The organism is Gilliamella sp. B3464, from assembly GCF_026536145.1.
Lineage (GTDB): Bacteria > Pseudomonadota > Gammaproteobacteria > Enterobacterales > Orbaceae > Gilliamella.
The window spans coordinates 310870-332913 of record NZ_JAFNOQ010000001.1; the positions used below are offsets into that span (position 1 = coordinate 310870).

Consider the following 22044-nt stretch of genomic DNA (forward strand, 5'->3'; position numbering starts at 1 on the left):
ATGTGTGAATTATTGGGTATGAGCGCTAACGTGCCAACTGATATTTGTTTTAGCTTCACGAGTTTAATTAAACGTGGCGGAGATAAAGGACCACATAAAGACGGTTGGGGTATTACCTTTTATGAAGGTAAAGGCTGTCGAACGTTTAAGGATCCTGAGCCTTGTAGCTATTCACCTATCGCTAAAATGGTACAACAATACCCAATTAAATCCAAGGCTGTTATCGCGCATATTCGTCAAGCAAATCGTGGAGGGGTAGCGCTTGAAAACACACACCCCTTTACCCGAGAATTGTGGGGGAAAAATTGGACTTTTGCCCACAATGGGCAATTAACTGATTACGAAAAGCTGGATATGGGAATTTTTCAACCAGTTGGATTAACCGACAGTGAGTATGCTTTTTGTTACTTAATTAATCAGTTACATAAAAAATATCCAAAACAACCGACTGATGATATTGAGCTTTTTACTTATATCCAACAATGTGCACTTGAACTGAATCAACTTGGCATATTTAATATGCTGCTTTCTAATGGGCAATATGTCTTTGCTTATTGTTCAACTAATTTACATTGGATTACGCGCAAAGCACCTTTTGGCAAAGCAAAGTTAATTGATGAAGATGTTGAAATCGATTTTCAAAAGCATACTACACCAAATGATATTGTTACTATTATTTCAACTATGCCGTTAACTTCAAATGAAACTTGGCATAAATTAAACACTGGTGAAGCAATTCTATTTAAATATGGTGAAATTAATCAATTTTTTTCATCTTGACTAAATTGAAAGGTAGTTCATCTTTAAATAGATATTGTAAATAACCTAACGTTAATAATCCAATTAACGTTAAAATAATCCACGGCAAATGCGGAAAACCCATCTTGATTGCAATTTCATAAAGCCATCCTGCTCCGGTATAACCAATAAATCCGCCTAAAGCAAGCCCTAATCGGCTAAATCCCATGTAACTACCTTTGGCTTTTGGATTAGTTAACACGGTTGCTAAAGTTTCTCTAGCCGGCTCTGCAATAATTGCACCAAGGTAAAAAAGCGCTATAAGAGATAGCAAAATAGATAATTGGGATGTAAATCCAATTATTATAAAGGCAAACGACATCAAAAGTAATCCAAATTTAAGGCGTTGATCTAATCTAAAATGTTTTTCACTAAACCGGGCAAGAGGATAAAGCAGAATTAATGAGATAGTTGCTTCAATCACGTACATCCATTTCACATAACTTGAACTTCCTGAAATATTGGTAATAGTTAGCGGTAGCATCAACATGACTTGTACTCCAAGCACATAATAACCCGTTAGTGTTAAGACATAACGTGTAAATTTTTTATCTTTAAGCACCATTTTCATACCATTGACAATGGGTGCTTTACCAATAGCAATATGATAAGCAGGCAAAAAGAAGAGGTTAAAAAGACCACATAAGAAAAAGATAAATGCGCCGCACCAACAAACTAAATGAAAATCATAATCAATCAAAATACCACCAATAAGTGCTCCAATCACTGCACCGGCATTATCTTGTATCATTAACAGCGAAATAAATTTACCGCGCTCATGTGGACGGGTAAACTTGATGGTCAGCCCCATGCGAGGTGGATCAAACAGTAATCCACCTAAAGCAGAAAGTAAGCAAGATAGTAATAAAAGCCAAGGTTGACTAGCAATAGCCATTGATATAAACCCGACACAACGTAAAAACATTCCACAAACAATCATCGGTTTAGCACCAAAGCGATCAGCAATAGCACCACCAATAATACCAAATCCTTGTTGAACAAATTGTCTGAATCCTAAAGCAAAACCGACAAACAAAGCACTCCAACCAACTTGACTAACAAAGTGTGTCGAAACCAATGGAAAAACAACATAAAATCCTAGAACAATAAATAAATTATCTAGTAGTAATATTTGTTTACCGGTTTTACGAATTTGCGACAGTACTGGCACTTATTTTACTCTTTCAGCTAAATATCTTTGGTAATCAGGAATTTCAATTTCAACTTCTTGGGTAAAAATAGCTGATTGAATTAACGCATTAGCTGTTGCTTCATTCGTCGCAACGGGTATATTCCAAACTGTTGATAAACGCAATAATGCTTTAACATCGGGGTCATGCGGTACTGCATTAAGTGGATCCCAAAAAAAGATGAGTATATCAATTTTACCTTCGGCAATTAATGCACCAATTTGTTGATCACCACCCATTGGACCACTTAACATTGGGGTAATATTTAACCCTATCTCTTTTTTAATTAAATTCCCTGTCGTGCCGGTACCACATAAATTATGATGTGCAAGTTCTGCTCGGTTTTTTCTACACCAATTTAATAAAGTACTTTTTAAGTGATCATGAGCAACTAAAGCAATATTTTTTTTGGCAGCCAATTTACGCGTTGTGTAAAGCATCATTATTATCCCTATCGATGATTATTCGATAGTTTTTAACAGAGTATGTATTAAAGTGCAAGCGTTATTTGCTTAGATTTAAGACAATAAAAAAGGCACCTAAGTGCCTTTTAAAAACCTAATTTACGGGTAATTAGAATTGGTAAATTAAACCTAATGCTACAGTATCTTTAGTCGTTGCTTTAATTTGTGATCCACCAAATTTGCTATCACCATATAAAGCACGGCGAGCACCAATATCGTCTTTATCTAACAAGTTGATTTTATAATCAAGGATAGCTTGTAGATTTTTGTTGAAGTCATAAGTCAAACCAACATCAACATACTTAATTAAATCATTACCTTTAAGTCCTGCATCGCCACTTCTTGAATAGCTTGAAGCATCTTGTACACGATGTTGAATGTAAGCAACAGATGGGGTTAAGCGACCAATATCAAAGTCGATACCATATTGTGCGACAACTTCATAACCTTTAGTTTTTAAATCATCAGTACTATGAGTAGTTAAAGTATTCTCCCAACCATATTTTTGTTTGCCTTGAATATATAATGCGGCCAAATAAAGGTTGTTATTATCATATTTCACACCAGCTGACCAAGCTTTTGCATCTTTATGACCACCAGTTTGCGCATAACCAGCACCAATAGATAGACCTGTATCTAATACATCCCAATCAACTACTGAACCCCAAGCTTCAGCACTGTCGTGACCATCACGATCATGTTTATTAAAATAGCTTGTTGAGCTGTTATCACCATTATCGGCATATTGAACAGCAAAACGTAAACCGTTTACTAAACCAAAGAAATCACTATTACGATAAGTTGCAACCGCTTTAGTACGAGCACTTAATGCATAGAGATCATTGTCCGATGCATCACCACCAAACTCAGGTAATACGTCAGTATAAGAAGTTAACGTTTTTAACACACCATCATTACGACCATAGTCAAATGAACCTAGATCACCAAAGTTCATACCTGCATAAGCATAACGTGTTTCGTTTTCAGCATCTGAACCAGTTTTTGCCTCGTACTCCCAGCGACCATAACCGGTAATGTTCTCTGTAACTTGAGTTTGACCTGACATACCTAAACGTGCAGTGGTTTTATCACCTTCACCGGTTTGATTATCACGGTCGGTGATATAATTTAGTGCATAAACACGTCCATAAAAATCAACTTTATTACCGTCTTTATTCCATACTTCGATAGAAGCGCTTGCAGTACCTGCAACTAATAATGCAGGAATAGCAATAGCTAATAGATTACGTTTCATTTTTTTACCCTCGTAGGTATTTTTATATTACTAAATAAGGCAAAATATTTTGCTTTTGACCCATAAATTACTACTAATCCAGAGTAATTATACGTTTTATGCAATATTAATATTAACCAACAATGACCAATAAATAATGCACGTAGTATATTTAACAATGTTTATTTAATAAATTCTAAAAATTTACGATAATTTTAATACTTACTATAAAATTTTTTAAGCATAAAATGTGTTTTGATATGAAATAAATTTCAATAATGATAAAAAAAGGCACCTAAGTGCCTTTTTATAAGATATTAAGAATAGAAATTAGAATTGGTAAATTAAACCAACACCTAACACATCTTTAGTACCTGGTTTGCTTGAACGTTCAAGGTCTGAACCTTTAGTATTTCTATAAGCACCTAAGTCATTACGATCAAGTAAATTGAATTTGTATTCAACAATCGCACTAAAGTTTTTATTTAGATCATAAGTTGCACCTAAAGATACATATTTCACTAGAGGTGAATTACTAGAACTATGGTGTTCACCAGCATTAGAGAAAGAATCAGTTTTCAACTTATGTTGTACATAAGCTAAAGAAGGTGTTAAACGACCCACTTCTAAATCAAATCCATACTGAGCAACCAACTCAATACCTTTGATTTTTTGGTCAGCATTACCTAAACGGTTTTCATCATCTTGATCTGATAAAGCTGTAGCTTTTTCCCAGACACCATGGTTTTTTAATTTACTTTGGAAATAGTTAGCGGCTAAATATAAATTGTAGTTATCATATTTTAGACCAGCAGTCCAAGTATTATGACGATGATCACTTGAAGTAGATTGTGCATAACCTGCACCAGCAGTTAAGCCAGTATCAAAAATACGCCATTGAGCGTTTGCACCATAAGCTTCTCTTGAATCATGATGATCTTCATCACCTTTAAATCTATCACTAGTATTAGAATTATCACCATTATCGGCATATTGTACAGCAAAACTAACATCATCAGTTAAACCAAAGACATTGTTATTACGGTAAGTAGCAACTGCTTTACTACGACTTGAAAGCACGTTCCATTTGTTATTTGCTGCATCACCACCAAATTGTGGTAATACGTCAGTATAAGCTGTGATTGCTTTTAACACGCCGTCATTACGACCATAATCGAATGAACCAAAATCACCAAAGTTTAAACCAGCAAAAGCATAACGCACTTCATTATCTGAATTTTTACCTGCATCTGCTTGGTACTCCCAACGTCCATAACCTGTTACACTGTCAGTAATTTGAGTTTGACCAGACATACCTAAACGAGCAGAAGTATCATCACCTTCATTAACTTGTGAACGATCAGTGATATTGTTAGCTGCTTTTACACGACCATAAAAGTCAACTTTATTACCATCTTTATTCCATACTTCGATAGATGCATTTGCGCCAGCTGCAACTAAAAGTGCAGGAATAGCGATTGCTAATAGATTACGTTTCATTTTTTACCCTCACGGTTATTTTAATATTGACACTATCCACTAAGTTATGTGTCATTTGTACAAAAATCATTCATCCAAAAACAATAGTACTTCTATTATTTTTATCTACTTTTTACAGTACCGTAAATTATGTATAAATTTTTTTTAAAATCAAGAGAACTTTTTAGTAAATAAGATGTCTAACCTTAAAATTACACCTGTTTGATTATTTTTTAATCATTATTTCAATAAAATCTATACAAATCGTTTTTATAATAAACCTAGTAAGCGAATGGTTTACAATTTAATCATATTAAAAATTTGCATTGCGTGGTGTTCTTGGAAAAGGAATAACATCACGCACATTTTGTACACCAGTAACATATACAATTAAGCGCTCAAAACCGAGACCGAATCCTGAGTGAGGCACAGTACCATAGCGGCGCAAATCACGATACCACCAATAATCTTCTTTTTTAAGTCCCATTTCATCCATACGTTTATCTAACATATCTAAGCGTTCTTCACGTTGTGAACCACCAATAATTTCACCAATACCAGGTGCTAATACGTCCATAGCGGCAACAGTCTTACCATCATCATTCATACGCATATAAAACGCTTTAATATCTTTTGGATAATTTTTAACTACCACAGGTGCTTTAAAGTGTTGTTCAGCTAAATAGCGTTCATGCTCAGAAGCTAAATCAATTCCCCAGCTTACTGGATTTTCGAATTTAGCATCACAATTTTGTAAAATAGTAATGGCATCAGTATAGTCAACTTGTGCAAAATCTGCGTTGATAAAGCTTTCTAAACGATTAATCGCATCTTTATCGATATGCTGGGCAAAAAATTTCATATCATCGGCACGTTTTTCAAGTACGGTTTTAAAAACATACTTCAACATATCTTCGGCAAGTTTGGCGTTATCATCAAGATCTGCAAAAGCAACTTCTGGCTCCATCATCCAAAACTCAGCTAAATGACGGGTTGTATTTGAATTTTCTGCTCTAAAAGTAGGACCAAAAGTGTAAACTTTAGACAAGGCACAAGCATAAGTTTCAGCATTGAGCTGCCCTGAAACCGTTAAGAAAGCCTCTTTACCAAAAAAATCTTTATCAAAATCAATGTTACCTTTGTCAGTTTTTGGTAGATTTAACAGATCCAGTGTCGAAACTCGAAACATTTCGCCCGCACCTTCAGTATCTGATGCGGTAATGATTGGTGTAGAAAGCCAAAAAAAACCTCGCTCATCAAAAAACTGATGAATAGCTTGAGCAAGTGTATGACGAACGCGTGTAATCGCTCCAACAATATTGGTTCTAGCTCTTAAGTGAGCAACTTCACGTAAATACTCAATTGAGTGACGTTTAGCCGCCATAGGATAAGTTTCTGGATCATCAACAAAGCCATAAATTTCAACTTGTGTTGCTTGCAATTCATATTGCTGACCTTGTCCTGGAGATTCAACAACAGTACCTGTGACTTTGACTGAGCAGCCCGCAGTTAAACGTAAAATATCTTGTTCATAATTCGGTAGATCTTTTTCAATTACCGCTTGGATTGGGTCAAAACATGAACCATCATATACAGCTAGGAACGAAATACCAGCTTTTGAATCACGTCGGGTCCTAACCCAACCTTGAACTGAAATAGTGCTTCCAACAGCTATCTTGCCTTGTAACACATCAACAATAGGTGCAACTGAAATCATTTTAATTATCCATCTCTATAGTAGTTTATCAAATAATATTTAAGTATCTCAGGATGATTTACCTTGAAATTACAGCCATCGTGTAATCAAGCAATATTAAGCAAATATCATCCTTAATACTCATGTTGATTTTGTCATATTAATAACATTTAAAGCATTAATTACTATTAATGTTTGACACTAAATGTACGCTTTAACTCATCGATAAAAGCTAAATCTTGCGATATCGTTTTACCTGGACTATCAGATAACTTAGCAACCGATTGGTTATTACATTCGGTTAATTTTAAGACAATATTTAACGCTTTAGTATTTACATCGTCTGATGGAATATCACACGCTAAAAAACCACCTACACCAAACGATAGTTGTACTCGATGATTAAAGTGTTTATAAATATTGAGCGCTTTATCAAAATTTAAACTATCAGAAAAGACTAATAGTTTCGTTTTAGGATCAATGCCTAGTGCTTGATAATGGCTGATTGCTTTTTCGCCCCATTCGATGGGATCGCCAGAATCATGACGAAGTCCTTGATAATGAGAGGCAAAATAATAATCAAAATCCCGTAAAAAGGCATCCATTGTAATGCAATCGGTTAACGCAACACCTAAATCTTGTGGGTATTCGTCTAACCACACTTGCAAAGCCGTTTTTTGGCAATCTTGTAAGTTTGAACTTAAGCGTTGATGTGCTTGAAACCATTCATGAGCCTGAGTACCAACCGGTGTTAATCCTAAACGATAAGCCAATAAATAATTACTAGTACTATGAAAGTTATCAAAGTGTGATTTTAGATAACTCACAACAGCTTCTTGTACAGCAAAGGAATAACGCCGACGGGTACCAAAATCCATTAAATTAAAACCGGACATATCAATATTGGCTGTTTGATCTGCAAACTTTGCCAATTTTTGCTTGAGTCGGTTTAATGCTTCCGGTACTCCAATATTTGGTGAGCGATCTTTATGTACTATTTCACTAATTACAGCTAATAACGGCACTTCCCACAAAATAACATCTAACCATTTTCCTTCAATGCGAATGACTAACACCCCATCTTCATTACTTATCGTCAATAAATGGCTATCAAAACGCCAATTTCTAAGCCAATTTAAATAATCAGTTTTAAAAAAAGAGATGCCCGACAAATAAGTAAACTCATCATCAGAAAGTGCTAACGATTCCATTAATTTAACTTGATGCCTAATTTCATCAGCATATTTTCCTAATAAATCATCACTTCGACAACGGAACTCGGCAACAACAGTAACATCAGGGTAACGATGAAAAACGGCTTGCTGCATATGCAACTTATAAGCATCCGTATCTAAAATTGATGTAATTATAGCTGGTAACATGTGAACTTATTGTTAATAATTTAAATCAAATTCTCAAGATTATAGCAGAATAATAATGAAGATATAGCTTAATTATCTAAGTCAGATTATTTTTAATCAGCTATAATAAAAACAATACAGCTAACAAATTAAGCAAATACGAAAAGGTCTTAATAACAATGAATAGCCAAACACTTGAATTACAACCTACAGCTAAACATCGCTTAGATTATAAAACACCCGACTTTACAATTACTGACATCGACCTTGATTTTGATTTAGCGGCAGAAATAACCACAGTTATCGCCCGTAGTCATGTTATCAAAAAAAATCTTCACGCTGACAATTTAATTTTAGACGGTGAAGAACTTAAATTGGTTTCAGTAAATATTGATGAACAACCTTGGACTGATTATCAAATCACAACAACAGGATTAATCATTAAAAATGTTCCATCTGAATTTACTTTAACCATTGTTAACGAAATCAGACCAATTGATAATACCGCGCTTGAAGGACTATATGTTTCAGGGGATGCACTTTGTACACAATGTGAAGCTGAAGGATTTCGCCACATTACTTACTATTTAGATAGACCCGATGTGTTAGCCAGATTTTCAACTCGAATTACGGCCAATAAAAAACAATATCCTTATTTACTTTCTAATGGTAATCGCATTGCTCAAGGTGAACTTGACAACGATCGTCATTGGGTACAGTGGCAAGACCCGTTTCCAAAACCGGCTTATCTATTTGCCTTAGTTGCAGGTGATTTTGATATTTTAAAAGATCATTTTATCACCCAATCAAAACGTAACGTTGAACTAGAAATTTATGTCGATAAAGGTAATTTAGATCGTGCAAAATGGGCCATGACCAGCTTAAAAAATGCGATGCGCTGGGACGAAACCCGTTTTGGCTTAGAATATGACTTAGATATTTTTATGATTGTTGCCGTCGATTTTTTCAACATGGGCGCAATGGAAAACAAAGGGCTTAATATTTTCAATTCAAAATATGTACTAGCTAAACCCGAAACAGCCACTGATGATGATTACTTAGGAATTGAAGGCGTTATTGGTCACGAATATTTTCATAATTGGACAGGCAACCGTGTTACCTGTCGGGATTGGTTTCAACTCAGTTTGAAAGAAGGTTTAACAGTTTTTCGTGATCAAGAATTTAGTTCTGATATGGGATCAAGAGCGGTTAAGCGAATCAATGATGTTAAAATTATGCGCACAGTACAATTTGCTGAAGATGCAAGCCCTATGTCTCACCCTATTCGTCCTGAACAAGTTATTGAAATGAATAATTTCTATACTGTTACCGTTTATGAAAAAGGGGCAGAAGTTATTCGTATGATGCATACACTATTAGGCGAAGAAAAATTCCAAGCAGGCATGAAGCTCTATTTCAAACGTCACGATGGCAGTGCGGCTACCTGCGATGATTTTGTTGCAGCCATGCAAGATGCCTCAGGCATTGATTTAACCCAATTTAAATTATGGTATAGTCAATCAGGTACCCCTGAGCTCATCGTTACTGATAGTTATGATAAAACAAGTCAACGCTATACTTTAACGATTGAGCAACATACACCTGCAACCCAAGATCAACAGCAAAAACAAGCGTTACATATCCCAGTTGATATTGAACTGTATCGACGCAATGGTGATGTCATTGCGTTGCAATCACAAGGTAAATCGATTAACCATGTATTAAATCTTACCCAGACTAAACAGCAATTTGTTTTTGATCATATAGATGAAAAACCGATTATTTCATTGTTACGTGATTTTTCAGCGCCGGTTAAATTAACATATCATTATCAAGATGATGAACTCATTTTCTTAATGCAACATGCAACCAATGCATTTAGTCGCTACGATGCCGCACAGATGCTTTTAGCAAAATATATACGTAGTAATGTTGATAATTACCAACATAAAAAGGATCTAACCTTACCGCAAACAGTGTTAGATGCTTTTAGAGCAGTGTTATTATCAGAATCAACCGATCCTGCTCTTATCGCCCAAATATTAACTTTACCTTCAGAAAATGAAATAGCTAATCTTTTTGCTGTTGTTGATCCAATGGCCATTTATCAAGTGCGCCACTTTCTATTAACCTGTTTTGCAAATGAACTTTATGATGAATTACAGGCGGTTTATCAACATAATAAAACAACACAATATCAAATTATTCATGCTGATATTGCAAAACGCTCATTAAAAAATGCGTGTTTAACACTACTTGCTTACGCTGATGATAAGTCACAAGTAACACATCTAGTTAGCCAGCAATATTATCATGCAGATAACATGACTGATGCATTTGCTGCATTAACAACGGCTGTTAAAGCTCAACTTAATTGCCAAAAAGATCTACTAATCGATTTTGATAATAAATGGCATCAAGATGGACTCGTGATGGATAAGTGGTTAGCTTTAAATGCCACAAGCCCTGATAAGCAAGTACTAGCAACGGTGAAAAAACTATTAAATCACCGTTCATTTTCGCTAACTAACCCAAATCGCATTCGCTCTTTAATCGGTGCATTTGTCAATAACAATCCTGTCGCCTTCCATGCACAAGATGGCAGTGGTTATCAATTTTTAGTCGAAATTTTGACAGAATTAAATCAGAAAAATCCTCAAGTTGCAGCTCGTTTAATCGATCCACTTATTCGTTTAAAACGTTATGATGAAAAACGACAAGAGCAAATGCGACAAGCGCTTAATGCATTACTAAAAATAGAACATCTATCTAAAGATCTCTATGAAAAAATCAGTAAAGCATTAGCCGCTTAAATGATCATTATCATCCTATTAATCATTAATAGGATGATAACTTGTAATAATTAGCGCTGTTTTTTTCAAAAAAAGTATTTAGCTTAAACTTGTTCACAACATTTTTTTAGAGTTTTTAATATGATACCTATAAAATCCATCACCGCTATTGAGCTTGCTCAAAAACTAAAACAACAACACAAACTGGTTTTACTTGACGTGCGCGAACCTAGCGAAGTCAATTTCTGCAAAATTGAGGATGCAATGCACATTCCAATGAATCTGATCCCGCTTTATTTAGATAAAATCCCCGATGAAATTGATATTGTAATTTATTGTCATCATGGCGTAAGAAGTTTAAATGTCGCAAATTATTTGGCTGAAAATGGCTTCGATACTGATTATCTCTATAATTTGACTGGAGGTATAGATGCTTGGGCATTAATGGTTGACAAAAACATGCCAAGATATTAACAAGCTCGTAACAAACTGAGCTTGTTAAAATAAGCGATTAAACTACTCTTGTGGCATCACCCAATAACCATTTTGGTTGTGCGCTTGCATATAATCTTTAAACTGTTGAGATTGATAAATACGTTTCACATCTTGGGCCCATTGACTATTTTCATTGCCCGCATTAACGACCACCATAATTTCTAAATCTGGAATTATCGTTTCTAACAGTAATGCTTTATTCGGATCAATATTCGCTGAGTAAACAATGCTACCAGGAATAACGGCAAAATCTAAATCATTCATCACGCGAGGAATATTAGCCGAATCCATCTCAATAATAGTAATGCCGGCAATATTTTGCTCGATATCATTTTTACTTACAATAATAGGATTGGTATTCGGTTTTAACTTTATCCAACCGGCTTTTTCAAGCAAATTATACGAACGGGCAGCATTAGATGCATCTTGTGGAATAGCAACTTTCGCGCCTTTAAACACTTGCTGTAACGAATTATATTTATTTGAAAATATCGCAGCGGGTACAGATGGTACATGTACAACGGGTTTCAAGTTGGCCTTACGCTGAGTATTAAACACATTCATATAAGCGGTGTGCTGTGCCACGGTCAAATCAATACTGCCCTCACTTAAAGCGACATCTGACTCAAGTAAATGTGGAAAGCTCACTAATTTCACCTTATAACCTTCAGACTCAAGTATGGGTTTCACCGCGTCTTTAAATAATTCATTATAAGGCCCGGGTGATACTCCCATACTAATCTCTTTTTTAGTTTGATTATTGGCTTGCTTTGAAGAATTATCACAAGCTGTTAGTAAAAATAGAAAACTTAATATCGATAAAACCAAAATATTTTTATGCAATTTTGTAAAACGATGCTTCATATTAACTATCCCCAATAAGCTATAAACTTAACCCTACTCTAGCATAGAAAAAATAGTTCATTTATTCCAAGTTATTCTATCTTATAACTTTTTGGAATAAGATATAAAAAACGATTATTAGGTTGCTAAATTAAGCTATGCTACGTTAATACTATCTATAATTATTTGTTGGATATACCATGAGTGAATCAATTGCAGACAGTATTCATCAGCTTTTTAGAAAATTACATCAACATCCTGAGCTTTCTAATCAAGAGTATGAAACGACCAAAACAATTAGGTATTATTTACAAAAGGCACATATTCGAATTTTAGAGCTTGGTGCAAAAACAGGCGTCATAGCAGAAATAGGCTCAGGCTCACCAGTGCTCGCATTACGTGCAGATATTGATGCATTACCCATTAATGAACAAACAGCCTGCAATTATAAATCTCAAACGCCCGATGTCATGCATGCTTGTGGCCATGATGTACATACGTCGATTCTAATGGGTGCAGCTTACTTGCTTAAACAACACGAACAAGACTTAAAAGGTACGATTCGCTTATTATTTCAACCCGCAGAAGAAAACTTTAGCGGCGCATTACAATTTATAGATATTGGTGCATTGAAAGGGGTTGATGCAATATTGGGGCTCCATAATAACCCCAATTTAACTATCAATCAGATGGCATCACGTGCTGGCCCTTTTTCGGCCAATGTTGATCGCATTGAAATCACAATAAAAGGGGTCGGAGCCCATGCAGCAAGACCAGAATCGGGAATCGATCCCATTGTGATAGGGGCACAAATTGTTAGTGCCATCCAAACAATCTCTAGCCGAACAATAAGTGGACTTGATGCAGTTATTGTTAGCATCACAAAATTTCAAGGTGGTAACACTTGGAATGTCATCCCCGAAACAGTAGAAATGGAAGGCACTGTGCGAACTTTAACGCCACAAGTGAGGGCAAAAGTAAAACAACAACTACAAAGTATTATTGAAAACATCGCGATTGCCATGGGCGCAAAAGCCGAATTAAGATGGTTTGATGGTCCACCTTCTGTCATTAACGATGGCAAATGGGTTGCATTTGCCCAGTCAATCGCTAAGCAAATGGGTTATGAAGTAATCGATTTTAAACCGCAACTAGGTGGCGAAGATTTTGCCCACTATCTACATCAAGTACCGGGGGCTTTTATTAATCTCGGTTCACAAAGCCCTTATGCGCTTCATCATCCAAAATTTGAAATCAACATAGACATGATAATGCCAGCTGTAAATTATTTATATATACTTGCTAAGCAAGCATTAATTGAAATAGAACACCAATTAACAGGTATTAAATAATGATTAAATTTGAAAATGTCTCTAAGCAATATGAGCGAAACGGCATCACCACTCAGGCGCTGCACAATATTAATTTAACCATTGATAAAGGTGATATCTATGGCATTATTGGCTATAGTGGAGCGGGAAAAAGTACCTTAGTTCGCTTAATTAACTTTCTTGAAAAACCCACAACAGGAAATGTTATTGTCCAAGATCAACAACTAAATCAATTATCAAATGCTGACTTACGTCATGTAAGACAAAAAATTGGCATGATTTTTCAGCATTTTAATTTACTGGAATCTAAAACTGTATTTGAAAATATCGCTATTCCATTAATTTTAATCAAAAAAGATAAGCAAACAATAAAACAAAAAGTTTATGAGCTATTAGAATTTGTGGGATTAAGTGATAAAGCCAATAGCTACCCTAAGGAACTTTCTGGTGGACAAAAACAGCGCATTGGTATTGCCCGTGCATTGGCGAATGACCCTGATATTTTACTTTGTGATGAAGCGACTTCAGCGCTTGATCCACAAACAACACAATCAATTTTAGATTTAATCAAAAAAATCAATGAAAAATATAAGATCACTGTAGTACTTATTACTCATGAAATGCATGTGATTGAGCAAATTTGTCATAAAGTCGCGGTAATGGAAAAAGGCCAAATTATTGAGCATGGTAATGTACTGGACGTATTTGGTCATCCAAAGCATCATACTACTCAAAACTTTGTCAGTTCTGTGATTAATGACCAGATCCCAACTGGTGTTGTTGAAAACTTAATTGAAATAGAAGGTGATAAAGATAATATCCAATTATTCAAACTCGAATTTTTAGGAAGATCAGCCTCAGAGCCTGTCATCAATTCGCTGATATTAAAACAAAAAGTAGTCGTCAACATCTTGTTTGCCCATATGTCAGAAATTGAAAAAACAGTACTCGGCAGTATGTTTGTTCAATTAAAAGGCAACAACAATGATATTGAAGAATCAGTACTATATCTACGTCAGTGTGGTGTACAAGTCACCGAGATTAAACAATGGGAGAGGAATTAAATGGAAACCTTAAATAATATTATCAATTACTTAAGTTCTTGTTTTGCCACTACACTAACCGCTGAACAATTTATTCAAGCGTCTTACGAAACCTTAATAATGGTGTTTTTTGCTTTGGTACTAGGTTCGTTACTGGGGATTCCTCTAGGTATCTGTTTAGTCACCACACGACCATCAGGATTATTAGAAAGTCGTAAAGTATATCGGATCATCAACCCAATAATTAATCTGCTACGCTCTTTACCGTTTATTATTTTATTAGTAGCGATCTTACCTTTCACTAAACTCATTGTAGGCAGTTCGATCGGCACAGCAGCAGCAATTGTACCTCTAACAGTATACGTCGCGCCTTATATTGCACGATTAGTCGAAAATTCACTGCTAGAAGTCAATAGTGGCATTATAGAAGCCGCTGAGTCTATGGGAGCAACACCATTACAAATTATTTGGCACTTTATGTTGCCCGAAGCTTTTAGCTCTTTAATTTTAACCCTGACGACAGCAACAATAGGCTTAATTAGCGCAACGGCTATGGCTGGTGCAGTTGGGGCTGGCGGGATTGGAGATTTAGCCATATCCTATGGTTATCAACGTTTTGATACAACCGTTGTCATTATTACAGTTGTGATATTAATTATCACTGTGCAACTCGTACAAAGTCTTGGTAATTATTTAGCACGAAAAGCAAGGCATGAATAACTAAAGTAACCAATCATCACAAGTAATGACTTTAGAATCAAAAAAAAGATGAGGGTTACGGCCCTCATTTATAATTATTGACAAAATGTTTACTCTATTGAATTTTAATAATTACCTGTCTATAAACCACTAAATTATTGTAAACTTTTCTATTAAAATTTAATTAGTTATTCTTATCTACTAAAATTCGTCAATAATTGGTTAATCTATTTAATAGATTTCATTATTCGCAAATATCAAGTAAAATAAGCTCAACTTTCATTATGGTAGTGTAGGAAATCAATGTGACGAACACATTACAACAAAATTTGGTCGAAATACACGATATGTCTTTCTATCGAGGTAGCCGGCCGATTTACAAAAATATGAATTTAAATGTGCCTAAAGGCAAAGTAACTGCCATTATGGGGCCATCTGGAATAGGTAAAACAACACTGCTTCGCCTAATTGGTGGTCAACTCAAACCTCAAGCGGGAAAAATTTTATTTGATGGTGAAGACATACCCAGCATGTCCCGTTCAAGACTATATGAAGTCCGTAAACGCATGAGTATGTTATTCCAATCTGGTGCACTATTTACTGATTTATCAGTCTTTGATAATGTGGCTTATCCTCTTCGTGAGCACCTTAATCTACCAGAGCCCATATTGCACAATTTAGTGTTAATGAAATTACAGTCCGTTGGTTTACGCGGTGCAGCGCAGATGATGCCTTCAGAATTATCTGGCGGTATGGCACGGCGAGCAGCTTTAGCCAGAGCGATAGCACTTGATCCAGATCTTATTATGTTTGACGAGCCATTTGCAGGGCAAGACCCCATATCTATGGGCGTTATAGTTAAACTTATTGCTGAGATTAATCAATCACTGGGATTAACCTGTATTGTTGTTAGTCACGATGTGAATGAAGTATTAAGTATTGCTGATTATGCTTATATCGTTGCAGAACAACACATTATTGCAGGTGGCACTGCTCAGCAGTTACGTGACAATGATGATTTGCGTGTAAAACAATTTCTGGAAGGACTGGCTGATGGTCCGGTTCCATTTCATTATCCTGCTGATGATTACAAATTAGACCTAAGCAGAGGTATAAAATAATGTTGAATTTACTGGCAAAACTGGGACAAGCAACCATTAATACCATTGCAATGGTTGGGCGTTCGGGAATGATGCTATTTGGCGCACTGATTGGCCAACCGCAATTTGGTAAACAATTCCCCTTACTTATCAAACAATTTTATTTTGTCGGTGTACAATCACTGACTATTATTATCGTATCAGGTCTGTTTATTGGTATGGTACTTGCTCTTCAAGGCTACTTTATTTTAACCACCTTTGGTGCTGAAGCAAGTTTAGGAATGATGGTTGCGCTTGCTCTACTCAGAGAATTAGGTCCAGTCGTTGCAGGCTTATTATTTGCTGGACGTGCGGGTTCTGCCTTAACAGCAGAAATAGGTCTTATGAAAGCAACAGAACAGTTATCAAGCATGGAAATGATGGCAATCGACCCGCTACGACGAATCATTGCACCACGCTTTTGGGCGGGTTTTTTTAGTATGCCTTTTTTAACGGCTATTTTTGTCACTGTTGGCATTTTGGGTGGTGTTTTAGTTGGCGTAGACTGGAAAGGAATTGACGCTGGCTTTTTTTGGTCCTCCATTCAAAGTAATGTTGATTGGTGGCATGATTTAGGCAATTGTTTTATTAAAAGCTTCGCCTTTGCAATCGCCAGTACTTGGATTGCACTATTTAATGGTTACGATTGTGTACCAACATCTGAAGGAATTAGTCGGGCAACAACAAACACCGTTGTCTATTCATCATTAGTTATTTTGGGGTTAGATTTTATCCTAACCGCATTAATGTTTAGTCATTGAGGTCATTAAACATGAGTCGTAAAGTCGAAATTACCGTTGGATTATTTATGGTGCTGGTTATTCTTTCAGTACTATTTTTATGCTTTAGAGTGACTGACCCCACATCATTTAGCAGTCATAATACTTATCGTGTTTATGCTGTATTTGAAAATATTGGTGGATTAAAAGCACGTTCACCAATCAAAATAGGTGGAGTTGTGATTGGTCGGGTCAATAACATCACATTACAATCATCTGAAATTGATGTGTATAAACCTTATGTCGCAATAGATATTGATGCACAATATGATAAAATTCCTAGCTCAAGCGCATTATCGATTAAAACCTCTGGTTTATTAGGCGAACAGTTTATTGATATCAATTTTGGACTGGACCAAAACCTTGAACATGATCTAGATGCATCGGAAGCTGTCGGCAAAAGCAACACAACTACAGAACAAGACAAAACACCACCATTTTTCCAAGAAGGATTTGTCATTAATAATACCCAACCAGCACTGGTTTTAGAGGATTTAATCGGTAAATTCCTTTATAGTATTGGCGGTTCATCAGATAAAAATAAAAAACAAACTACACCAGATACCAATGAAAGTAAGGAGTAATTATGTTAATCAGATTTAAACAAGCAATTTTTTTCGTATTCGCTTTAGCATTCAGCACGTTTGCACTTGCTGATAATGATCCATACAAAGATATGCAAGTTGCAGCCGATAAGATTTTTAATACCATTAAATCTCAATCAGCTACAATCAAGACCAATCCTAATAAATTGAAGGAAATAGTTAGAACTGATTTATTACCTTATGTGCAAGTTAAATATGCTGGTGCATTAATTTTAGGTAATTACTACAAGAGTGCTTCTGAGGCGCAACGTACCGCTTATTTCAATGCATTTGAAAACTATTTAGTTCAAGCTTTTGCCCAAGCACTATCGATGTATAACGGTCAAACTTATCAAGTTGAAGCTGCAAAAGACCTAACAGGTAAAAGCTTAGTTTCAATTCGTGTATTATTAATCCAACCCGATAAAAGCCAGCAACCATTACGTATTGATTTTCAATGGCGTAAAAACACTGTCACAGGGGAATGGAAGGCATACGACTTAATTGCTGAAGGTGTAAGTATGATTACCACTAAACAAAATGAGTGGTCGACTATATTACGTCAAGATGGTATTGATGCATTAACCAAACAATTAACTGATCTTTCAAATCGTAATATTGATCCTAACGCTAAACCAAAAGGCTAGCCTATGATGTCGCGAATTAAAGCAGACAAACAACACAATGTCTTATATTTAAAGGGTGAGCTAGATGCTCACTCCCTTAATGAAATATGGTCAACTCAGCATAGTATTTTAAATGGCGTTACAACTATTGATGTTGCTCAGTTAACTCGAGTTGACTCTTCTGGACTAGCAACATTAGTTTATTTTTGTACTAAATATCAAACCAAATTAATGGGCATTAATCCGCAATTACAAACTCTAATTGCACTGTATGACTTACAGCCAGTTATTATGGCTTAATTCATATTGTTGTGTTATTACCAAACATAAATATTAGTTTAAACAACTTAATATAAAGTTAGAATATTCATACTGAGTTACAATCATGGACAAACAACAAATTATAGACAAATTAAATAGTTCCCTTAACCTTGACAATGTATATGTTATGACTGAAGATGGTAGTCATTTTCAGGTTATTGCAGTCAGTGAACTATTTGCAGATTTGAGCCGAGTCAAAAAACAGCAATTGATTTATGCACCTTTAGCCGAATTCATTAATGACAATCGTATCCACGCATTATCTATCAAAACCTATACACCAACTGAATGGCAGCGTGAACGCAAATTAATGGGATTATAAACTATTCCTTAACACAAAATACTTGACTTGCGTTTTTTTACCCGCACATAATGTTCACTCATTAGATAAAATCTTTGTAGAAAGGTATCGAAACATGACCAACCCATTATTAACCAATGCTCCATTACCGCTATTTTCTCAAATCAAGCCTGAGCACGTTCTACCTGCTGTAAAGCAAGCTTTAAACAATTGTCGCAACACAATTGAAACAGTGCTAAAACAAAATAGTGAATATACTTGGGACAACTTAATTCAACCTATTGATGAAATGGATGAAAAATTTGGGCGAGTTTGGTCACCAGTCAGCCACCTTAATTCTGTAAAAAATAGCCCTGAATTACGTAAAGCTTATGAAGCATGTTTACCATTATTATCAGAATACAGCACATGGGTTGGACAACATAAACCTCTCTATCAAGCTTACAAACAACTTAAACAAAGCGACAATTACAATAAGCTTTGCAAAGCACAAAAAAAAGTAATTGATAACGCGTTACGTGATTTTGAATTGTCAGGAATAGGCTTGCCTGATGATAAACAAAAACGTTATGGTGAAATTGTGGCCAAATTATCAGAATTATCATCACAATATAGCAACAATGTATTGGATGCAACGATGGGCTGGACAAAACTGATAACAGATGAAAAACAGTTGTCTGGTATGCCTGAAAGTGCGCTTGCTGCAGCAAAAGAACAAGCCAAATCAAAAGGACAAGAAGGCTGGCTAATTACTTTAGATATTCCAAGTTACCAACCTGTTATGACTTATTGTGATAACCGTGAGTTACGTTTTGAGCTCTATCAAGCTTATAATACCCGGGCTTCAGATCAAGGTCCGAACGCGGGTAAATGGGATAATACACAAATCATCGAGCAAATTTTAACGTTAAGAGATGAACTCGCTAAATTACTTGGCTTTGATACTTATGCTGACAAATCTTTAGCCACTAAAATGGCGCAATCAATCCATCAAGTTACTGAGTTCTTGACTGATTTAGCTAATAAAGCCAAACCACAAGGTGAAAAAGAATTAGCGGAGTTGAAACGCTATGCCTATGAATTTTTTGGTGCCAGCGATATCAAACCGTGGGATATTGCCTATTACAGTGAAAAACAAAAACAATACCTTTATACCATTAATAACGAAGAACTCCGACCTTATTTTCCTGAACAACGAGTGATAAATGGCTTATTTGAAGTTGTCCATCGTATTTTTGGTATTACCGCTAAAGAACGACAAGGTGTTGAAGTATGGCACCCTGATGTCAAATTTTATGATTTATATAATACTAGTGGCGAGCTAAAAGGCAGTTTTTATCTTGATTTGTATGCTCGTGAACATAAACGTGGTGGTGCATGGATGGATGATTGTATCGGCCGCATGCGTTTTGCCGATGGTCACATACAAAAACCCGTTGCTTATTTAACTTGTAACTTTAATCGACCAATTGGTGATAAACCCGCGTTATTTACGCATGACGAAGTAACCACCCTATTCCATGAGTTTGGTCATGGCTTGCATCATATGTTAACCGAAATTGATGTATCATCAGTTGCAGGTATTAATGGCGTAGCTTGGGATGCGGTTGAATTACCGAGTCAATTTTTAGAAAACTGGTGCTGGCAACCTGAAGCATTAGCCTTCATTTCAGGACACTATCAAACCGGTGAGCCTTTACCACCAGAAATGCTAGAAAAAATGCTCGATGCGAAAAACTATCAAGCCGCTCTATTTATTTTACGTCAATTAGAGTTTGGCTTATTTGATTTTAAACTTCATAGCCAGAAAAACCCTGATATCTTAACCACTCTGGCAGAGGTTAGAAAACAAGTTGCTGTCGTACCAACAGTTGAATGGGGACGATTCCCTCACGCTTTTAGTCATATTTTTGCAGGCGGATATGCCGCTGGTTATTACAGTTATTTATGGGCCGAAGTGTTATCAGCCGATGCCTTTTCACGCTTCGAAGAAGAAGGCATTTTCAATGCTAAAACGGGTAATGCCTTTTTGGATAATATTTTGTCGCAAGGTGGCAGTGATGAACCCATGACATTATTTAAAAATTTCCGTGGACGTGAACCCCAACTTGAGGCTCTGCTTCGTCACTATGGTATCCACTAACGCCAACCTAGCTCAGCTAAAATTATTAGCTGAGCAGTGGTTAACCTTAAACCCAACTATTCCCTTTGCATTAGTAACAGATAACCATCAACTCGTATTACAAAAAACTGATGAGCCAAAACTTGGTGCGATAAAAGTCGATTTTGTATCAGGGGCAATGGCGCATCGCCGCCAATTTGGCGGTGGGCGTGGTGAAGCCATTGCCAAAGCAGTAGGTGTAAAAGGTGAGTATTTACCAACAGTTGTGGACGCAACAGCTGGACTCGGTCGTGATGCATTCGTATTAGCAGCAATCGGTTGTCATGTCACAATGTTTGAAAGGCATCCCGTTGTGGCTGCATTATTAGCTGATGGTTTACAGCGAGGTTACCAAGATCCAATAATAGGCAATTGGTTACCGCAACGGTTAAACATGTTTTATAATTCAAGCCAAACAGGTCTATTGTCATTGCACGAAAAACCCGATGTGGTGTATCTCGATCCAATGTTTCCACATCGACAAAAAAGTGCACTAGTCAAAAAAGAGATGCGCATTTTTCAACAGTTAGTGGGTAGTGACTTAGATTCAGATAGTTTACTTGAGCCAGCTAGACGATTAGCTAAAAAACGCGTAGTCGTTAAACGACCTGATTATGCGCCATTTTTAGCCGAGCAAAAACCAACAGCCGAAATTAAAACTAAAAATCACCGTTTTGATATTTATACACCTTTTTAAAACAGAGGAAG

General features: G+C 36.0%; 21 protein-coding genes. 14 read left to right on the forward strand and 7 right to left on the reverse strand.

Translation table 11 applies throughout. The features are described from left to right. Complete coding sequence (locus J3U57_RS01375) at positions 1 to 780, forward strand: class II glutamine amidotransferase (RefSeq protein ID WP_065634773.1); 780 nt, start codon at positions 1 to 3, stop codon at positions 778 to 780. Here J3U57_RS01375 and mdtH read toward each other — a convergent pair. The 6 genes from mdtH to pncB all read right to left on the reverse strand — a co-directional run bounded on the left by mdtH (position 758) and on the right by pncB (position 8243). Then, a complete protein-coding gene (gene mdtH / locus J3U57_RS01380; protein ID WP_267343608.1) occupies positions 758 to 1969 on the reverse strand; it encodes a multidrug efflux MFS transporter MdtH in 1212 nt (403 codons plus the stop codon). The genes J3U57_RS01375 and mdtH overlap by 23 nt on opposite strands. Continuing rightward, entirely contained in the window at positions 1970 to 2428 is a 459-nt protein-coding gene (locus J3U57_RS01385; protein ID WP_065634807.1) for a methylglyoxal synthase, read from the reverse strand. Between the two features lie 133 nt (positions 2429 to 2561). Continuing rightward, entirely contained in the window at positions 2562 to 3707 is a 1146-nt protein-coding gene (locus tag J3U57_RS01390) for a porin (protein WP_267343609.1), read from the reverse strand. Between the two features lie 309 nt (positions 3708 to 4016). Further along, positions 4017 to 5186 (reverse strand): porin, encoded by a 1170-nt coding sequence (locus J3U57_RS01395; RefSeq protein ID WP_267343610.1) that lies wholly within the window; start codon positions 5184 to 5186, stop codon positions 4017 to 4019. 292 nt (positions 5187 to 5478) lie between these two features. Continuing rightward, positions 5479 to 6879 carry an asparagine--tRNA ligase gene (gene asnS / locus J3U57_RS01400; protein ID WP_416379592.1) on the reverse strand — a complete coding sequence of 467 codons (1401 nt, stop codon included), beginning with the start codon at positions 6877 to 6879 and terminating at the stop codon, positions 5479 to 5481. Positions 6880 to 7049: 170 nt separating this feature from the next. Next, the gene (pncB, locus tag J3U57_RS01405; RefSeq protein WP_267343611.1) at positions 7050 to 8243 is read right to left on the reverse strand and encodes a nicotinate phosphoribosyltransferase; all 1194 of its coding nucleotides are present in this window, start codon (positions 8241 to 8243) and stop codon (positions 7050 to 7052) included. 158 nt (positions 8244 to 8401) lie between these two features. Here pncB and pepN point away from each other — a divergent pair, with 158 nt between their 5' ends. Continuing rightward, positions 8402 to 11035, forward strand: coding sequence for an aminopeptidase N (gene pepN, locus J3U57_RS01410; protein WP_267343612.1), 2634 nt, complete (start codon positions 8402 to 8404; stop codon positions 11033 to 11035). A gap of 123 nt (positions 11036 to 11158) precedes the next feature. Next, positions 11159 to 11488, forward strand: coding sequence for a rhodanese-like domain-containing protein (locus tag J3U57_RS01415; protein WP_416379593.1), 330 nt, complete (start codon positions 11159 to 11161; stop codon positions 11486 to 11488). A 42-nt stretch (positions 11489 to 11530) separates the two neighbouring features. On the opposite strand, the gene J3U57_RS01420 is transcribed toward J3U57_RS01415, so the two are convergent. Beyond that, the gene (locus J3U57_RS01420; RefSeq protein WP_267333688.1) at positions 11531 to 12373 is read right to left on the reverse strand and encodes a MetQ/NlpA family ABC transporter substrate-binding protein; all 843 of its coding nucleotides are present in this window, start codon (positions 12371 to 12373) and stop codon (positions 11531 to 11533) included. 179 nt (positions 12374 to 12552) lie between these two features. On the opposite strand from J3U57_RS01420, the gene J3U57_RS01425 reads away from it, so the two are divergent. From J3U57_RS01425 to J3U57_RS01475, 11 genes are all read left to right on the forward strand, one after another. Beyond that, positions 12553 to 13704: an amidohydrolase gene (locus tag J3U57_RS01425; RefSeq protein WP_267333689.1), complete on the forward strand. Its 1152-nt coding sequence runs from the start codon at positions 12553 to 12555 to the stop codon at positions 13702 to 13704. Next, positions 13704 to 14747, forward strand: a complete 1044-nt coding sequence (locus J3U57_RS01430) for a methionine ABC transporter ATP-binding protein (protein WP_267333690.1) — start codon at positions 13704 to 13706, stop codon at positions 14745 to 14747. Before J3U57_RS01425 ends, J3U57_RS01430 begins: the two co-directional genes overlap by 1 nt. Next, positions 14748 to 15446: a methionine ABC transporter permease gene (locus tag J3U57_RS01435; protein ID WP_267333691.1), complete on the forward strand. Its 699-nt coding sequence runs from the start codon at positions 14748 to 14750 to the stop codon at positions 15444 to 15446. Positions 15447 to 15730: 284 nt separating this feature from the next. Then, positions 15731 to 16546 (forward strand): phospholipid ABC transporter ATP-binding protein MlaF, encoded by an 816-nt coding sequence (gene mlaF / locus J3U57_RS01440; protein WP_267333692.1) that lies wholly within the window; start codon positions 15731 to 15733, stop codon positions 16544 to 16546. Continuing rightward, positions 16546 to 17325 carry a lipid asymmetry maintenance ABC transporter permease subunit MlaE gene (gene mlaE / locus J3U57_RS01445; RefSeq protein ID WP_267333693.1) on the forward strand — a complete coding sequence of 260 codons (780 nt, stop codon included), beginning with the start codon at positions 16546 to 16548 and terminating at the stop codon, positions 17323 to 17325. Before mlaF ends, mlaE begins: the two co-directional genes overlap by 1 nt. 11 nt (positions 17326 to 17336) lie before the next feature. Beyond that, entirely contained in the window at positions 17337 to 17927 is a 591-nt protein-coding gene (mlaD, locus tag J3U57_RS01450; RefSeq protein ID WP_267343613.1) for an outer membrane lipid asymmetry maintenance protein MlaD, read from the forward strand. Positions 17928 to 17929: 2 nt separating this feature from the next. Continuing rightward, complete coding sequence (gene mlaC / locus J3U57_RS01455; RefSeq protein WP_267343614.1) at positions 17930 to 18574, forward strand: phospholipid-binding protein MlaC; 645 nt, start codon at positions 17930 to 17932, stop codon at positions 18572 to 18574. A gap of 3 nt (positions 18575 to 18577) precedes the next feature. Continuing rightward, positions 18578 to 18853, forward strand: coding sequence for an STAS domain-containing protein (locus J3U57_RS01460; RefSeq protein ID WP_267343615.1), 276 nt, complete (start codon positions 18578 to 18580; stop codon positions 18851 to 18853). Between the two features lie 85 nt (positions 18854 to 18938). Then, positions 18939 to 19196 carry a BolA family protein gene (locus J3U57_RS01465; RefSeq protein WP_267343616.1) on the forward strand — a complete coding sequence of 86 codons (258 nt, stop codon included), beginning with the start codon at positions 18939 to 18941 and terminating at the stop codon, positions 19194 to 19196. Positions 19197 to 19290: 94 nt separating this feature from the next. Continuing rightward, a complete protein-coding gene (gene prlC / locus J3U57_RS01470; protein ID WP_267343617.1) occupies positions 19291 to 21318 on the forward strand; it encodes an oligopeptidase A in 2028 nt (675 codons plus the stop codon). Continuing rightward, entirely contained in the window at positions 21284 to 22033 is a 750-nt protein-coding gene (locus J3U57_RS01475) for a class I SAM-dependent methyltransferase (RefSeq protein ID WP_416379633.1), read from the forward strand. The genes prlC and J3U57_RS01475 overlap by 35 nt, the downstream gene beginning before the upstream one ends. The last annotated feature ends 11 nt before the right edge of the window (positions 22034 to 22044 follow it).

Bases quoted from the DNA above. Each gene is read 5' to 3' on its own strand.
- J3U57_RS01375 (WP_065634773.1), top strand. From the start codon at position 1: ATGTGTGAATTATTGGGTATGAGCGCTAACGTGCCAACTGATATTTGT.
- J3U57_RS01385 (WP_065634807.1), bottom strand. From the start codon at position 2,428: ATGCTTTACACAACGCGTAAATTGGCTGCCAAAAAAAATATTGCTTTA.
- J3U57_RS01390 (WP_267343609.1), bottom strand. From the start codon at position 3,707: ATGAAACGTAATCTATTAGCTATTGCTATTCCTGCATTATTAGTTGCA.
- J3U57_RS01395 (WP_267343610.1), bottom strand. From the start codon at position 5,186: ATGAAACGTAATCTATTAGCAATCGCTATTCCTGCACTTTTAGTTGCA.
- pncB (WP_267343611.1), bottom strand. From the start codon at position 8,243: ATGTTACCAGCTATAATTACATCAATTTTAGATACGGATGCTTATAAG.
- pepN (WP_267343612.1), top strand. From the start codon at position 8,402: ATGAATAGCCAAACACTTGAATTACAACCTACAGCTAAACATCGCTTA.
- J3U57_RS01420 (WP_267333688.1), bottom strand. From the start codon at position 12,373: ATGAAGCATCGTTTTACAAAATTGCATAAAAATATTTTGGTTTTATCG.
- J3U57_RS01425 (WP_267333689.1), top strand. From the start codon at position 12,553: ATGAGTGAATCAATTGCAGACAGTATTCATCAGCTTTTTAGAAAATTA.
- J3U57_RS01430 (WP_267333690.1), top strand. From the start codon at position 13,704: ATGATTAAATTTGAAAATGTCTCTAAGCAATATGAGCGAAACGGCATC.
- J3U57_RS01435 (WP_267333691.1), top strand. From the start codon at position 14,748: ATGGAAACCTTAAATAATATTATCAATTACTTAAGTTCTTGTTTTGCC.
- mlaE (WP_267333693.1), top strand. From the start codon at position 16,546: ATGTTGAATTTACTGGCAAAACTGGGACAAGCAACCATTAATACCATT.
- mlaD (WP_267343613.1), top strand. From the start codon at position 17,337: ATGAGTCGTAAAGTCGAAATTACCGTTGGATTATTTATGGTGCTGGTT.
- mlaC (WP_267343614.1), top strand. From the start codon at position 17,930: ATGTTAATCAGATTTAAACAAGCAATTTTTTTCGTATTCGCTTTAGCA.
- J3U57_RS01460 (WP_267343615.1), top strand. From the start codon at position 18,578: ATGATGTCGCGAATTAAAGCAGACAAACAACACAATGTCTTATATTTA.
- J3U57_RS01465 (WP_267343616.1), top strand. From the start codon at position 18,939: ATGGACAAACAACAAATTATAGACAAATTAAATAGTTCCCTTAACCTT.
- prlC (WP_267343617.1), top strand. From the start codon at position 19,291: ATGACCAACCCATTATTAACCAATGCTCCATTACCGCTATTTTCTCAA.